This is a genomic window from Serratia sp. MMO-28, assembly GCF_037199905.1.
GTDB classification, from domain to species: domain Bacteria; phylum Pseudomonadota; class Gammaproteobacteria; order Enterobacterales; family Enterobacteriaceae; genus Chania; species Chania oryzae.
Genome location: NZ_JBBCVB010000031.1, coordinates 1 through 16,785, shown reverse-complemented (window position 1 = coordinate 16,785; position 16,785 = coordinate 1). Strand labels below are relative to the sequence as shown.

The 16,785-nt window shown below is 52.1% G+C and carries 12 protein-coding genes; all 12 read right to left on the bottom strand.

What is annotated here, in order from left to right:
• Positions 1–5: 5 nt before the first annotated feature.
• Positions 6–3,404, bottom strand: a complete 3,399-nt coding sequence (locus WG891_RS22095) for an ImcF-related family protein (RefSeq protein ID WP_337264503.1) — start codon at positions 3,402–3,404, stop codon at positions 6–8.
• A complete protein-coding gene (locus WG891_RS22090) occupies positions 3,401–4,654 on the bottom strand; it encodes a hypothetical protein (protein WP_337264502.1) in 1,254 nt (417 codons plus the stop codon). The genes WG891_RS22095 and WG891_RS22090 overlap by 4 nt, the downstream gene beginning before the upstream one ends.
• Positions 4,655–4,659: 5 nt before the next feature.
• Entirely contained in the window at positions 4,660–4,917 is a 258-nt protein-coding gene (locus WG891_RS22085; protein WP_337264501.1) for a PAAR domain-containing protein, read from the bottom strand.
• A 129-nt stretch (positions 4,918–5,046) separates the two neighbouring features.
• Entirely contained in the window at positions 5,047–7,089 is a 2,043-nt protein-coding gene (locus tag WG891_RS22080; RefSeq protein ID WP_337264500.1) for a DUF1176 domain-containing protein, read from the bottom strand.
• Positions 7,090–7,120: 31 nt separating this feature from the next.
• On the bottom strand, positions 7,121–7,288 hold the full coding sequence (locus WG891_RS22075; protein WP_337264499.1) for a hypothetical protein: 168 nt from the start codon (positions 7,286–7,288) through the stop codon (positions 7,121–7,123).
• Positions 7,281–7,610 (bottom strand): hypothetical protein, encoded by a 330-nt coding sequence (locus WG891_RS22070; RefSeq protein ID WP_337264498.1) that lies wholly within the window; start codon positions 7,608–7,610, stop codon positions 7,281–7,283. Before WG891_RS22070 ends, WG891_RS22075 begins: the two co-directional genes overlap by 8 nt.
• 112 nt (positions 7,611–7,722) lie before the next feature.
• Entirely contained in the window at positions 7,723–8,214 is a 492-nt protein-coding gene (locus tag WG891_RS22065) for a hypothetical protein (RefSeq protein WP_337264497.1), read from the bottom strand.
• 116 nt (positions 8,215–8,330) lie between these two features.
• A complete protein-coding gene (locus tag WG891_RS22060) occupies positions 8,331–9,128 on the bottom strand; it encodes a hypothetical protein (protein ID WP_337264496.1) in 798 nt (265 codons plus the stop codon).
• A 70-nt stretch (positions 9,129–9,198) separates the two neighbouring features.
• On the bottom strand, positions 9,199–9,990 hold the full coding sequence (locus WG891_RS22055) for a hypothetical protein (protein ID WP_337264495.1): 792 nt from the start codon (positions 9,988–9,990) through the stop codon (positions 9,199–9,201).
• Positions 9,987–12,266, bottom strand: a complete 2,280-nt coding sequence (locus WG891_RS22050; protein ID WP_337264494.1) for a M23 family metallopeptidase — start codon at positions 12,264–12,266, stop codon at positions 9,987–9,989. The genes WG891_RS22055 and WG891_RS22050 overlap by 4 nt, the downstream gene beginning before the upstream one ends.
• A 16-nt stretch (positions 12,267–12,282) precedes the next feature.
• Entirely contained in the window at positions 12,283–14,643 is a 2,361-nt protein-coding gene (locus WG891_RS22045) for a type VI secretion system Vgr family protein (RefSeq protein WP_337264493.1), read from the bottom strand.
• Positions 14,637–16,785: type VI secretion system ATPase TssH (gene tssH / locus WG891_RS22040; protein ID WP_337264492.1), on the bottom strand; the 2,149-nt coding region annotated here is incomplete at its 5' end. The genes tssH and WG891_RS22045, both read right to left, overlap by 7 nt.

Genomic DNA, 16,785 nt, shown 5'->3' with positions numbered 1-16,785 from the left:
CCGGGTTACTCCTCGATCGGGTTATCCACTGTGTCAGCCCCCGACAACGGCACGGCCTCCGCCTGAACATCAAAAATCTGCGTTGGCAGGGTAAAGCCACGCAGTTTCAGCAACGCCAGCGGTCCGCGCCCCAACTCGGTGCGCAGATTCCAGGTCAGTGGCGTCCCATCCGGGGTAGTCAGGATCAATCGATAACGCGTATCGCCATCATCCAGCGGCGTGATGGCGGCCTTTTCCAACAGACGGATCAACCCCCAGTTGCCCTGTTCATCGGCAAACAGGTTGGCCCCGCCGTTGACGCTGGTCCAGGTCAGCATGACCCCCGGTTTATCGGTGGCCCCCGGCCAGTTAAAACTCTGCCAGCTTTCCATCTGGTTAAAATAGCGCAGCTTCTGACCATCCAGATTGAAGGTGGTTTCCACCACGTCGCGCACCGGCTTGCCCATCAGTTCAAAACGGATCCCCATGCCGCCATCGGTATACAGAATATCGGCCAACTGGCTCAGCTGATTGACCGCCTGCAGGAACGCCGGATTAAAACGCAGCCCCTGGCTGTTCACCTTGTCCGGCACCCAACGGTTACCTTCCTTGTGCAGCACGCCCCCCAACTGGCGGGTCAGGAACTGGTCGATACGCCCCGAATCCGCCCGGATAAACTGCCCTAGCATCGGCAACGAGGCGTCGCTGCGCGTCGCGGCAAACGGGTAGCGCCCGTCGAAGGCGGTACGCCAACTGGTGACGATCGAGGCCTCCCACTGGCTGTTCAGGCTGGCAGCAGACGGCTGCAATACGGTCTGCCAGGCCTGGCTCAACGGCTGCACAAACAGGGTCTGGCCAAAGTTGCGCCACTCCGAACCCAGGCTGGCGGCGATCAGGCTGCCGTACTCCTGGGTATCGGTCAGATCGACGCTTTTGCCCTCAAACACGGTCTGCGCCAGTATCTGGGTCATTTCCTGCGGATCGTTGGCATTCGCCACCTGCTGCAGCTTGAGACGTACCCGGGTCAGGCGGGTCAGGAAGGTCTGCAGACTGAGTGAACTGTCGGCGGTCATCACCCCGGTGGTATTGCCTTTCCCCATCAGGGTCAGCAGCGGACCAAAGGTGCCATCCAGTGGGCCGGTCGGGCCCTCACTGCCCTGGTCGATCGCCGGTTGCTTATCTTTGTGCAACAGATTTTGCGCGGATTTCACCAGTGAATCCGACAGCGCCTCACTGCGCGCGCCGGTCTGCCCCTGGTAGGCCAGGGTGTTCATCAGCGCAATCAGCGGGGACTGACGCACATCGCCCATCAGGGTCAGTTGGTCGGTCACATCGGACAGATTGGCGGCCTTGTTCAGCCGCAGACTGTTGAGGAAGTTAAGCCAGGCATTGCTGAAGTCACTGAAATAGCGCTCGGTCAACCGGGCCTTCAGGGCTTCTGGCGACACATCGTCAGAGACCGGGTGCTGGCTATCACTCAGCACCCAGTCAATTTCTTCCCGCCGTGCGGTCGCGGCTGTTTCGATGGCTTTTTGCACCTGCCCTTCCCACGCCTGACGGGTAAACATCCCCGGCACCACTTCCTGCGTGGTAAACAGCGCCTGGGCATCGGTATCCCCGACCATCTGAGCTAACGTCAGATCGGCATAGTTATTGGCTACCGACTGCAACATTTTCTGGTACAGCGCGCCATCGGCATTACGCCGCCCCATCTGCCGCAGTAACAATTGCCGCACCTGGGCCACCAGGGCCGCGTCAGGCTTGATATGCCACTCGGGATGGCTGGCCAGATTGCGGGCATAGAACCTCCATAAATCCGGGGCCACCGCCTGCCACACCCCGGGCGTTACGCCCGTGCGGGCGGTGTCGTTCTCGGCCAGCACGCGGAGGAGGAATGCGGTATCGACTTTCTCTGGCCGCGCCATCATCAGGTAGGCCTTGAGCTGATCATACCCCTTGGGCCCGAGTGCGATACGCTCCGGGGTTTCAGGCGGCAGCGCGGCCAGCTTGCTGAGTTGCTGGTGCAACCTGGCCGCGGCCCCATCACGGATCAGCCGGTTGTTGGCCTGCGTAAAATGCGGCCACAGGGCATTCAGCAGAGCCTCATTCTGGCTCAACCCAAAACGCTGATACCAGGGGGTGCCGTGTTCAGCACGGTATTGCAGGCGCTCCAGCTCCGTCTGCATCTGCCGCAAGGCCAGCAGTTGTTCATCCGGGGCCGTCTGTTGTTGAATGGCCGCCAGTTGAGCCTGTGCAGTCACCATTTGCTGGCGGTTGTTTAAGAACGACAGCAGGCTGCCTGCCCCCCACAACAGCATCAACCCCAGCAAACCGGTATACACACTCTGTTCCCAGGAGAACCCGACGCGCCGGCCACGGGCGCGGTTATCGTCCAGAACGCCCTGCCAGACCGTATCAGGCAACCAGCCGTGCGGTGCGCCATCGTCGGCTTTAACCACCGGCAGGCTGAACATCAGACCACGCAACGCCAACGCTGGGGAGAAATCACGCAACAGCGGGGTCAAAACCCGTGACCAATGCTCAATCCCCCGCTGCGCCAGGGTCTGGGACAGGCGCAGCAGATAATCATGCGTGATGTTCTCCTGCATCTGTGTGATCCCCTCGCGGCGCAGCGGAGCCACCAGGGTTTGCAGGTGACCGGCCATCTGCTCTGGCGTGCAGCGTGAAGGCAACAGACAGCCCACCGGCTGGGTTGGCCGTTCCCACTGTGACCAGTCACTGTCAACCACCTGCCACAGGTACAATGGAGCCTGCCAGTGCCAGCGCTGGCCCTGTTGCTGGAATTGACGCCAGGCGTTATCCAGGGCGGTAGGCTTCTGGCTTTGTGCTTCGGTCAGCGCCCAGACAATCCCGTCCAGCGGACGACGGCGACGCAGCGTGCGCAAGGTACGGTGCAGAGGTTCCGCCAGTTCGTCCTGCGGGCGGCCCCCCCACAGCAACAGGGTACGACGCCCTTCCAGCCAGTGTTGCGTGGTCAGGCCCGGCACCAGTGCCTCAACCTGCTCGGGTTCCCCCACGACCAGCAGAATGCGGGTCTTGCGCCGCCAGAAAAAACCCTGGCGTTGGCGCAGGTGTTGGCGCATCCCGTCAAAAGCGGTGGACGCTTCAGACACCGGTTCCGCGTCGGGGATCTCCTTATGGTCGTCCCCTTTCAGGGCCTGTCGCTGCACCTCATAGGCCTGGCGACCCGCGCGGCGAACCACTGCGTAATAGACGCCCATCAGCATCAGGACGAGACACGCGACGCCAGGCACGCCCCATTGCCAGTAACGGTGGGCATCACTGCCAGGGGTAAGGCCAAACAGGCCCGGCTCGCGCCGGAGCAACCAGCTCAGGACGGCGGTAATCAGTAGTACAACCACGGCCAGTGGCCAGAAGTAAGAACGGGTCCAGGTACGCGTCACTGCGTTATCTCCTGCGGGGATAAAGGGGGGGAAATCACGGTACTCCATACGCCCGTGTCAGGCGCTGGCATCCCACTGAAGATAAACTGGGGTGCCAGTGTCAACTGAGCGGCCTGTGTGGCCGCAGCAATGGCCAGCCAAGGGGTGACACAACCGGGCTGCCCCAACGAGGCCCCCAGGTCGTAAATCCCCTGTTCGCGCGTCACCGGAAACGCCAGCGTTTCCATCACCGTGCTGAGCAAGGCCGTACTCTCATCGCGCAGGCCAGAAAGCCACACATGGCTGACGGATTCGGGAGCCATCGGCACCCAGTCCAGCGCCTGACGGGCCGCGTATTCCAGCCGACTCTCGGGAGCGAACTCCGGGCGGTGCAGGTACGCCTGCGGGGAGAGCGTTGTCTGGGTCAAACGGTTGCCAAAAATCAGCCCGACGGCCGATTCGGCAGTCATCTCGGGGTGCTCAGGATGAATCTGCAACGCCACCACAACCAACAGCGCCGCGTCATGAATATGGTTGTCCAGCCAGTCATCTACGCCAGACAATCCCGAACCGTCAATCCGGCTCATGGGGTGAGTCATGCCGGCATCGTCCCAGGCGGTTTGCCATACCTGCTGCAATGCCTCGTCAGATAACGCGGTATTCGATTCGACAATCAGCTTTAGAGGAACGGTTTCGTCCAGAGGAGATAATGTCTCAGCAAACGATGTAAATAGGGAAAGCAGAAGACGCTGAATCACCGCTTCCGATGGCTCATCTTCTTCCACCTCACCCCACGGATTTTCCAACTGCGGTAGTCGACTATGCCTTACTGCTGCCTGGCCTTCCCAGGAGGGTTGTGATAATAGTGCGTTTTCATTGTGCATCAGGGCCGAAAGTTGCCTCTCAGGATGCTCCTCATCGGAATGTGCCGTGTGCAATACCGCCCCTAAAACCTGCAACGAGCGGCGGCCCTGCCGGGTCTGCTGTAGCAACACCTGCCAGCGCTGCGCATCCCAACCATCGGCCAACAGGTGCTGGCCGATATACACCAGCCAGCGTCCTGCCGCCAACAAGCCCCAGCATAAAGCGGGGATCCCCAACGCCAGTGACCAGAACAGCAGCGGTTGACGGGCGATAGGCTCTCCGCCCCACAATACCGTCACCACGACGCCGACCAGCAGGAAACAAGGGAGCCCCCCTAACCAGCGCCACCAACGAGGGGGCACCGGACGCGGAGCCAACCCGGGCAGACGATCCAACCTGACAGGCATAGTGATTAACTCGCGGCGGCTTGAGACAGGGAAGAGATCAGCGTGCACCCGCAGGCACAGCGATGGCCATGAAAAGCGACCGGGATCCCGTTATCGTGGAAGGTAGCATGACCCTCGGCAATCACTGTCTCTTTGTGCTTGGGACAAGAGACCGGATCTCCTTGGCGAGCAACGCCAATGCCGCCGAACTTCATGGTGGACGATCCCGCTTTGACGGCACCGCCGTGGGTGGTTTTATCACCGATGCGAACAATTCCTTTCATCGCCTAACTTCCCTATCACGTTGATAATTAAAATTAAAAAGTAGCGTTTGTTGATATTATCTTATTTTATGGGGCACATTCGTGAGCAAAGAGTCATGTTATCATTTGTCTTTGCCCTGCAGTATCAAGTTAGGGTACTCCGTTATCACCTTCACGTTCTTTATAGCCACTAGTCACCGACGTCACCTTCCTTAAACCAGTCACTGTATAGCCGCCGATAGATTCTTCATCCTTTTCTGGGGACAAAAGAATAATCTCCCCATAAACACCATGATTGTAATGTCCAAAACTGCTGGCAACAGTTCCTATATAACAATGGCCATTGAGCCAAACAGGGATTTTCGCAACAGGCTCGTAAGAATAATGAAGAGGGAAACCCATGCTATAGCGTTCGGCCTCTTCAGGCGATGTTCCTGGTGGGACTGGACAGATAGGGGGATTAATCTGCCCCACCGGCTGCTCTGTAAACAAGTTTCTTTGCATTTTTTCAAGCGATTTCAACAGATCCTTTCGGCCTTTATTACTCAGCGCAGGTGTGAGCGGTTTCCCTTCTTCCTGAGGACCAATTGCATCTAGCTGATAATGATAGCGAAGGGTAATCACAGCCGTTTTATCAGCTTTGTTAAACGGGCGTATCAGATAAAGATTATCCTCACCGAACATACCGTTAAACCAAAGTGCGTAGACCTGACCATTGATTTCAATCCACTGACTCCACTGATTGGCACCACGTCCATTTTCTGAAAATAGCTCTCCTGATAGACTGGATTCATTGTCGTCAACATCATTATTGGTGGAGTAAAACTCGGTATCACCGCGTTTAAGAACACCTGTAAACCTGAATAAGCCGGTTCCCCCTACATAGGCGTCAACAATTAAATCACGTTTACCGTCATTATCGAGGTCAACCAGCCGAAAGTTTACCGTACCAGTTTCCGTATAAGTGGAAATATTGGAGTGCAAAAACGCCTGCCACTCGTCGTCAGTGATATCGGCAGAAGGTTTGGTTGCCGGTAACTGAGCGTTTTCCGCATACGAAATCTCAAAACTCGCCATTGGTTTTTTTAATGGGAACTGTTCAGTAATCTTGCTTAAAGTCGGTAGTTCTGGGTTTGCCATTTTCTCTTTCATAACGGCGTTATAAAATTTTTTCAGCGCAATGTTGTCACGCTCGACGTCTTCTTGAGTGCGGACCTTGCTGACAAAGGTTGGGAGGTGCCAAACTCCACCGATGGACAGGCCAGACCCAAGCCTAACGGTATCATAGTATTGGTCACTCAAAACAAAGTGCCTGCCATCCCAGACCCAGGCTCGAATCGGCCCACTGAACTCCCAGAGCTTACCCTCCTTATAGTCTCCAACATCACGGGTGATAAATTGTGGACGCGATTTGAAATCATTATCAATCAACCACATTGCAAAACGGGAGACGTCAAAGCATTCTGTTCTTATTAATGAATAATTTTTATCTACCGGGATGATGTCGTAAACCCTTTCATACCCCTCCTCAAGCTCCCTACAATACATTTCAGGTGTTGGTTGTATCCAGCGCCCTATTTTTTGTAACTGCGCTGGAGATAATGAATTAATTTCTGGAGATGCAATAACTGGCCGGGTAATAATTTCAGGCTTGGGGATGGAGGGTAACACATGATCATTGTTATTCTTCCCAGGGCGCAGCAATGCACTGAGTGTCCCGATACGCTTTTGAAACTCATCCATTTTCAAAAAAACGGCATCCGAACCTGCCGTCGAGAGCTCCACACGCTCTCCATTGGCGAGGAACTCAACTTTATCACTCTGACGCAATGCAGTAATGATAGACTTTCCCTGCTCATAATTGAGTAAAAAATACCCTCCAGGCTTTTCCTTTAATATGTCCTCTGACTTATCATTAATAAACAATTTCACGTTTTTTCTAGGAGGGTCTCCCACAGCTTGCTGATTAAAAGCAACTTCTACTTCCACATTGTCATTGGTTCCCGCATGACGCGTTAATAAAATACTGACTTTTTCCTCACTTCCTGCGCCATAACCCGCAGCCCGACAAGTGCCCGTATTGTCGCAGGCCACTTCCCAGTCTTTATGACTAAAGAAAAAACCTTTTAATGGTGCGGCATATGACGATCCGGTGGCGAGTAATCCCAGAGCAAAGAGTACAAAAAAACGCATATAGAAGCCTTTTTATTAAAAATACACAAAATCATTCAGGAAATTTATTATACTTCCAACCTTTTGGCTTTTGACAGTTTTCTGAAATGCTAGCTAATTTCTCTAGTGTATTATTATCAAATCCCTCTTCACGCCCAGACTTGATGTTTACAATATATCCAAACCCTGTTTCAAGTAATACTCTGGAATTATCAGACAAAAATACAGCACCAAAGATCCCATGGCTCATTAGACTTTTTTATTGTTTTCTTATCTTTCAGATCAAATATAACATAACCATTATCAGCAGGACTCTGATCATTAAATTTTAATGGATACCCCCACAGCACCATTTTTTCTCCAGAACAATTGACTTCATAACCATTGATTGACACATTGAATTTATAAATTCTTTCTGACTTATTTTCTTTTATCTTTAATTTATTTAACTCTAAGATAGAAATCTCCAAATCGGGTTGAGATGAATAGCATAGGTTAATTGTAAATAAGAAAAATAACGAACTGATTAATAATACCTTCATTTATTTGACTACAACCTCGATTTTTTGAGAGTTTTCATCCAATACGCCCCCAAGTCGCCACAATGAAATTGCATCCACTTTTCATAAGTGTTATCGCAATGCTGGGAAAGATTTAATCAATACCTTTCAATTTAAATGATAAATATATTTTCTTATAAGCATCGTAAAAATGTGGGTTACCTTTACCTACAAAAGTGAAACCTGCATTTTTTGGTAAAAATATCTCTGCTTGAAAACATTGATCCACATGATACCCTGCATCATCTTTATATCTACATTCGACTATAGCACTCAAGCCGGTGAGTTTTGAAATAACATTTACATCGGCTAAAACGGGAACCCCCTCAGTCATAGCCTCCCATTTATCATCTTCATTCTTGATAAAGTAATCACTGTCTTCACTTGATATGTATTTACATACTGTAAAATCCCCTGAGCCTTGCGCACTCGGATCATTAACACTCAAACAATTATTTTCTACCTTAACCTTCCACTTAGTAGGAATACTTAATGTAGCACTTTTGAAAAGTACATCCTTATAGCTTTGATTAGCATAAGTGTAATCAATAAAAAAAATGGAAAGCAATATTAAAAAACACTTCATTTAATCACTCACCTCCGCACACTTACCAACAATACTATCAAGGTCAACAGCTTTTCCCATATGAAAAGTTTTCATTAACTCTGCTTACACGAAAAATCAGTAAACGACATTAATATCTACTTCAACTCGCCTCCCAACTCTTTAAGAGTGGCTTTACCTTTAAATAAGTCATCGCATTTTTTATCCATTTCGTCTTGATTTACCAGTCGCCCGGAATCACTCATCACTGGTTTAAACATAACTTTCTTTCTCTTATCAATATCCCATACACCGGGAAAATTATCCCCATAGAAAGGCGCATTAACCTTAAAGCATTGTCCATCCGTACCACTAGGTGCAACATATTTCCCATCGATGGATATAACTGGTTGTCCAAGCTCTGGTTGAAAAAAACCTTTCCCTTTTTTTCCTAGTTGAAAAAAACCAGGAGCTTTAATTAAATTTTTACTGCTACCGAAATGAGATATGATTGCTTCATACTCATTAGTTCTTACATCAAAAACAGAAAGTGAAAGATAAAGTCTTTTATTAAAATTGATATCAACAACCATGTTATACTGACTTTCAGGATTAGGGCTTCCATGCAGTATTACTTTGCCATTTACGCATTTTTTTAAATCATCCACTATCATATAACGTGATGATGAATAAAAAATAATAGCTTTTTTATCGTTCGTTAAAATTAGCATCCCTACACCTTGCCTAGCATCATCTGGTATAAAATTAGCTATTTTACAATTGGAAAATTTTTTTTGTTTATCATTCACTATTGTCACAACTGAAAGATCTGGTGAGGTGAGATAAATAGTTTCACCATCCAAAGTTACTTTTTTATATTGTTCTATATCATCCGCATGAGCAGGAGACATTTGTAAAAGGCCCAAACATAATGAATAAAGAATACTTTTAATCATAGTAAAAACACCTTGTCAAAAACTGCACTCACTTTTCCTCACCGTCAATTATCTCTAAGAAGAAAGGTAACTATTTAAGCTTACCCTGTAACTCTTTTAAGGTCTTTTTCCCAAAAAATAAATCGTTACATTTATCATTTATCTCTTGCTCATTAGCCAACTGGTCCAAGTCATCCAACTTACTTTTAAATGTAACTCTTTTCTTTTTTTCAATATCCCAAACACCTGGAAAACTTTGAAGATAATCAGGAATATTATTATCCCTACATTGTGCTGATATACCGACAGGCGCTACATACTTGCCATCAGGGGATATAACAGATTGACCATGGAATGGAAGAGGAAACCCTTGTGCATCTAGGTTATCATCAAAACCTGCAAAACCAGGTGCTTTGATCAAATTTTCATCGCTACCAAAGTGAGCAATAATAGCCTGATAGATATTAATATTGCTGTTTAAAAGTGAGAGATAGAGTTTACGTTTAAAATTAATATCTACTAATGTGTATTTTTTGGGGTCTGGACTTTTATATAACTCCACGTTTCCATCTTTACATTTTCTCAGTTCATCAACTATCATATAACGTGATGATGAATAAAAAATAATAGCTTTCTTATCGCTCGTTAAAATTAACAGCCCTACACCTTGTCTGGCATCATCCGGTATAAAGTTAGCTATTTTACAATTCGCAATCGTTCCATTTTTACTGTTTTCTATTTTTACAATTGAAAGATCAGTTGAACTAAGATAAATAACATCCCCATCAAGAATAACTGCCTTATACTCACTCAGGTCATCTGCCAGAGCATAATTAACACATAAACAACATACACATAATAAAAAAATGATATTCTTAATCATAGTAATATTACCTTAGCAAAAGCCGTGTATAGTTTTCTTTTGTCTAAATCCATGTCACCGCCATTAATTTCTTTTGTAACCACCCTCACAACTTCTGCCTCATCAGCTCTGTTCTGCGGTGTTGGAGAAATATACCCTCTATCTTTATCCATAGCTCTCACAGTTCCCGACTTTATGCTACGAATAAAATATCCCCCTGTATCAACACAATTGTACTCATTTTCCGTTACTTTTTGTGGGCGTTCAATGATTGCGGGCCTTTTCCTCATTTGTGCGACACGCCTTTCTCTATACATGCGGTCAGTCCACCAATGCTGATCAAAACTACTTTTTGCCAACCAGCCACGATAAACCCAATAAGGTGCATAATTTGACCGCCCAGTTAACATTTTAAAACCACGACCTCTAAATTTCTGTGCATCAATATCGCCACAGTTACCAAGGATCCAGCTATAAGAATGAGCTATAAATCTGCCTGAATTGGTATATTTATCACCAGAAAAATAGTTATCCTGTTCTGTCGGTATCTCGCCATACCAATGTCCCAGGTCTGCCTCATTCATTTTTGATAGTGGTTGAGGGCCATCCCCCTTCTGTCTACCATCCAATATTATCTGCTTTAAACTGATTTCCTGCATCGAGGCTAAAAAACCGGACTCAATCGCACCTTGCCCAAAAAAGTGGGCCTGCCGAACAGGCGTATTGATGATATATTTCAGCATACTTTTATTCAGCGCAGGTTGGTATTTTTTCGCTAATTCAGTGAAATTTGATGGGATGTCTCTCTTCATTTTTGACATAACCATCGCTATCACCGTAGCATCCTGCCATAAACATTTCCTAAAGTGTGTAATAAACTGCCGGGGCTCAAAGTGCCATACGCGCCCAGAAGGCAGGCCAAGCCCTTTGGTGTCAAAACATAGCGCCTTGATATGCGCCATCAACTCATCCCAATCTTTGTCTGCCAATGAGATCGTTTCACCGGCTAGTTCATAGGCTGATGGTGCTGGCTGATCAAACGTTTGCAATTCGCTTTGTGTGTATGAAGTTTCTTGTTTGTTACCTACACGGTCTTTCCCCAAAAGGTCCGTCTGATGGTTAGACAGTGAAATCGCCTCTGTCGGTGATTTTAACCAGCTATAACGACCCTCCGCCGTTGCTTCATCCCATTCCAGCGGAAAATTGCAAATCGTCCGACTTAAGTCTTGCCCATTGAGGGCAAAGAGTGTGGGTGAGTTCCACTGGCTGTTGTCATCCGCATCATCGTCAATCAGTATCCAACCGGTCCAGTGGGGAAAATCGCCATCGCTGAATTTGGTGATCTTACTGTCGGCCAGATTGACGACACCTCTCCCACCTGGATAGTTTACTGTGCGCCACAGAGGAGCATTGGCCGGTACCAGAGTTTCATATTCGGTATTAATTACCCGCCCAAAACGCAACAGTTCGTAACCAGCACTGGGGCTATCCGGGTATAGTTTTTCTGCATGGCTACAAAGGTTATGTTCATACTCATCCCCTTCCACATCGACTAATGCCTCCCCCACAGTCACATAACTGCCGTTCAAGACCACTTTGCGACGGGTAATCATGCTACAGCTACCTTTCTCAAAACGCATAGTGACATATAGCGGTTCGGTACTTTCTGTCGCCGTTGCCCCGTCATTCGCCGGTATCGTCGGGTAAAACTTGGTGCCTGTGGGCAGATAAAAATGCATATCACCGTAGACGATATTAGTGCGACCATTCTTGCTGGTATCCAGTTCTGTCGTTTCGCGGCCTACCAGTTTTTTCAAATTGGCATCGTCACAGAATATCTGGAAATGGATGCCGTTCTGACCATCAATATGTCCCACCTGGCCCAGAGGGTCTTTACGAGAAACAGTGCTCCCCTGTTTCACTTCACTTTTGATGCTACCCATATGCATATACAGCGAATAATATTGAACCTTACCTTCCTCACCGCTGCCAATTTCCGTTTCGTGCTTTATCAACACATAGCCACAATCGGTGCTCCCGTTGTAGTTCAGGGGCGCTATATCCCGTTTCTTTTGGTCGGGTTGGCGCAGGGAAATGACCGTGCCGTCCGCAATGGCACGGATATACTCCACATTACTGCCAATATCGCTGTGCATCAGGTGAACACCACCATGCCAGGCTTGGCTGGCATTGATCGGAAAGTTACGCTGGACATCGATCGGGATCATCCGTTCAACCCAGTCAGCATCGCTTTCACCGCTGTTCTGGTTACGTAGTCTCGGGGGGCTGATAAGCATTGCTTTGTTCCTTATATCAAGAGAATGACGAACGTACTATCGGGTCCGCCGCCTTCATTGGCATTACCGGGGTCTCTCCACTCTGCGTGGCCGGGCCGGTATAAGCAAAACTGGCACTTTTAATCAGATAGTCGCCGGCCGTACCCGACTCAATCTTGTTCGCATCCAGCGTGATGTATGTACCACCGGCGTTCAGCGTGATTTTTTTCTTCGCTGTAATACAGATTTCATCTTCGGTACTGGTGATATTGATCGCTTTACGCGCCAGTAACTCCATCTGGTCATTCTGTGCCTGCACCGAGATTGGCCCCTGATTGGCAATCAGTTTCATCCCCAGCTTGCGCACAAACAGGCTGAACGCTTGACCTACTCCCACAAACAGGTTCTTCACCACCCCGATATCGGCCTGGTTACCGGCGTTCACCATCAGGTTCTGCGCTGCAGCCAGCTGCAGGTGCTCCCCGCTGGTTACCGCAATCCCTTTCGGCGCGCTCATCAGCAATACCGCCGATTTCAACTGATCGATGTCCTGCTTCAGCATCGCCAACTGGGCATTGACCTTCGCCGGGTCTGCATTCGCCGCCTGTGCATCCTCCGAGAGGCTCTGCATCTGGTCGCCCGCCTGCCTCAACTGACCCAGCGCAGCACCCATCTCCAGCACTGCCCCTTGCGCTTTCGGCTGCGCATCTGCCGTAATGAAGATCCCTTTCGCCGCACGTATCGCCCCGAACAGGTCCGTTCGGGCCTCAAACCCCGCCCCCCGTTGTTCTCGAGCACTGTCGACCAGGTGACCGATGCTGAACTGGCTGGCACCAAAGACCGTACTGAGCTTGATATGCTCCTTTCCGCGCTCATCGTCGAGTCTTATCTTGTTAAGACCCGCAGTACGCAGCACATTGCGCTTGTAGTTGGCAATCGTCACATGATCCGGGTGTTTCGAGTCGTGCAGGGCGTGCGCGATGTACGGCCTGTCGGGATTGCCCCCTTCAAAGGCAATCCCGACCTCGACACCCGACAGTAACGGGAGATGGAGTCCATAAACGTCCCCGGCATACGGGCGCGCCAGTCGCACCCACAGGCTCTCATACCCCGCTTGCCACTCGTCACGATCCAGGTTGAACGACACCCGATAGCGCCCGTCCTTGTCGATATGGCTGTAGGTGTCATTCACCAGGGTACTGGTCACCCTCGCCGGGATTGTCCCCGCCATCACCGGCTTGGCGCTCGGCTCCGGGCGGTAGCACACCGTCTCCGAGTACGGAATGGCGGTAAACGCCACTTCATAGCTTTTATCCCGCGCCGCCTGGCTGCGTATCCCGGTGATCACTGCCCCTTTCTGGAATACCGCAGGCGCATCTGCCCCCACCACCTTCAGCTCCTGCCCCGGCGTCAGGCTGGCCGAGGTGGTCATGCCGCTCAGCTGCGTCTGCTGGTTCAGGTAACGTTCGTGGCGCAACCGGGCGTAAAATACGCCGCTTTCCGGGTCCGGCTCCTGCGCGTATTGATCCCCGAGGGTCAGGTAATTGTCAGCGTAGTGGTAGGCTTCGCCGTAGGTGGTCTTGTCTCCCCGGCTGACATCCACCTCCGCATCCATCGCCGCCCCAGCGTCACGGTAGTTGTAATCACGGGTGCTGACCTTGCCTTCCACCACATTGTGCGCCGTTTCCAGGGCCCAGACACATTCCGAGCCCTGACTGTCCAGGCCTGAGGGGCTGCGCAGCGGCAACGTGAGGCCAAACTGGTAATGCCGCTGGTCGTCATAGAACTCCACCACGTCAATCTTGAGACGGGGGGCGGCAGTAAAGCGGAACCAGATCCCCACTTCGGCCAACAGGCGACTGACGAATTTCAGGTCATCCTCGCCGTACTGCATGACCAGTTCGCGTTTCGGGTAGGTATGGGCCAGGGTGAACAGGAAGTCCTGCCCCTTGAAGCCATGTCGCTCACGCAGCACCTTTTCCACAATCTCCGGCACCGACAGGTGCTGGTAAATACGGTTTTGATGGCTGTTGGCCAACAGCGCCAGACGGGGGACCAGCGTCACTTCATAACGGCTTTCGTCACGCGAGGTGGAAAGGCGTTTAAACCCGCTGATCACCCCATGCAGGGTACGCAGCGGCATCGGCTCCGGCACGGCGAATCCCAACATGGGCAACGTGACCGGCGGCGCGTTGAGCGTAAGGCTCGCGTCCTGCATCAGCATCTGCGCAGGCTGCAGGTCTTTCTCCGGGCTGGTAAACGCAATCTGGTAGGCAAAGGGTTGGCTGAGGTGTTCTTCGCCACTGAACGCCAGCACATCCAGTGGCGCGGTAATGCCCCACACCTTTAGCTTGTGCTGGCTGTGGTCAAAAAACAGTGAACCGGCGGTACTTACCATGATAATGCCTCCGTGCTGTCTGTCGTGACAACCGTATCCGTGAAGGTCAGGGTGATGCCGTTGTGGTCGTTGTAACCCAACGTCAGCCCCTGAGCAGGTTGTGAGGCCGCCTGCCGTTGCAGCAGTTGGCTGCTCAGTGCAGGCAAGACCTGCTGATTGAGCAGGCTGTCGATATTGCGCGCTCCGCTGTCTGGCAGTTGGCAGACCTCGACCAGAGCGTCGATCAGGCACGCCTCAATCACGCAGTGCAGGCCGTAATGCTGCTGCAACCGTTGGGCCAGTTGCGCCAGTTTGATGGCGACGATGCGTTTGAGCGCCACCGCGCCCAGCGGGCGGTAAATCAGGGTCTGGAAACGCGCCAGCAGCGCGGGCTGGAAATGGTCACGCAACAGCGGGTACAGCCGTTGGTGTAACTCGCTCTCCGGCGCATCCGGGTGCTGGTTCAGATACGTCATCAGCGTATCGCTGCCGAGGTTGGAGGTCATCACGATCACCGTGTTGCGAAAATCAATCTCGCGCCCCTCGCCGTCGCGCATCACGCCCCGGTCAAACACCTGATAGAACAGGTTGAGCACGTCACGGTGCGCTTTCTCCACTTCATCCAGCAACACCACGCTGTACGGGCGCTGGCGCACCGCTTCGGTCAGGATGCCGCCCTGGCCGTAGCCCACATAGCCCGGTGGCGACCCTTTCAACTGGCTGACGGTGTGCGCTTCCTGGTATTCGGAGAGGTTGATGGTGATCAGCGACGCCTCACCGCCAAACAGGGTGTCCGCCAGGGCCAGCGCGGTTTCGGTCTTGCCCACGCCACTCGGGCCGACCAGCAGGAACACGCCCTGCGGGCCGTTGTCTCGCGTCAGCCCGGCGCGGGCGGCACGCAGCCGCTGTGCCAGCTCACCCAGCGCCGCCTCCTGCCCGATCACCCGTTTGGCCAACTGGCGTTCGAGCTGCAGCAATTCGCTCTGTTCGTCCTTCAACAGACTGCCCAGTGGCACACCGGTCCAGTCGGCGATCACCGTCGCCACCGCCCGGGCATCCACGTCCAGCCACAACAGCGGGTTGCAGCGCTGGATATCGTGCAACTGCGCCCGCAGTGCGTCACACGCCTCACGGCGGCTGCCGTCCTGACGTGCCGCCAACAGTTGTTCGGTTAACGCACGCTCGGCCTCGTATTGCACCGCCAGCCGGACCTCATGCTGCTGCAGTGCCCGCAGCCGGTCACTGATGTCCGCCAGGCGGGCCGGGTCAACCGCCGGATCCAGCACCTTGTCGCGTTCAATCGCCTGTTGCTCGAGGGTCAGCGCCGCCCGTTCCGCTCTGAGATGCACCATTTGCTGCGGTTCGTTATCCAGGCCCATGCGCACCCGGGCGCTGGCGGTATCCAGCAGATCGACCGCCTTGTCCGGTAGCTGTCGGCCCGTCAGATAACGGCGCGAGAGCGTCACGGCGGCTTTCACCGCCGAATCGCGAATATGCACCCCGTGGTAGGCGGCATAACGGGCCTTCAGGCCGCGCAGCATCCGGCAGGCGTTCGCATCGTCCGGTTCGTCTATTTTGACGAGTTGGAAACGTCGCTCCAGTGCCGCATCACGCTCAACATACTGTTTGTACTCTGACCAGGTGGTGGCCGCGATGGTGCGCAGTTCACCGCGCGCCAGCGCCGGTTTCAGCAGGTTGGCCGCATCGGCACCTCCCGCCTGATTGCCCGCACCAATCAGGGTGTGGGCTTCGTCGATAAACAGCAGGATGGGCGTCGGTGACTGCTGAACGGCGGCAATCACGTTCTTCAGCCGTTGTTCAAATTCGCCGCGCACACCGGCCCCCGCCTGTAACAGGCCCAAATCGAGGGCGCGTATCGCGATGTCTTTCAAACTGGCCGGAACGTCACCGCTGGCCAGGCGCAGCGCCAGCCCTTCCACCAGGGCGGTCTTCCCCACGCCGGGTTCCCCCACCAAAATCGGGTTGTTCTTGCGGCGGCGGGAGAGAATGTCCACCATCTGGCGGATTTCATTGTCGCGCCCCAACACCGGGTCAATCTGGCCGCTGCGCGCTTTGGCCGTTAAATCCTGGGTAAATTTATCCAGTTCAGCCTGCAAAGCCTGATTCGGTTCGGCGATGGACGACGTGGCCTGCACCGGCGCA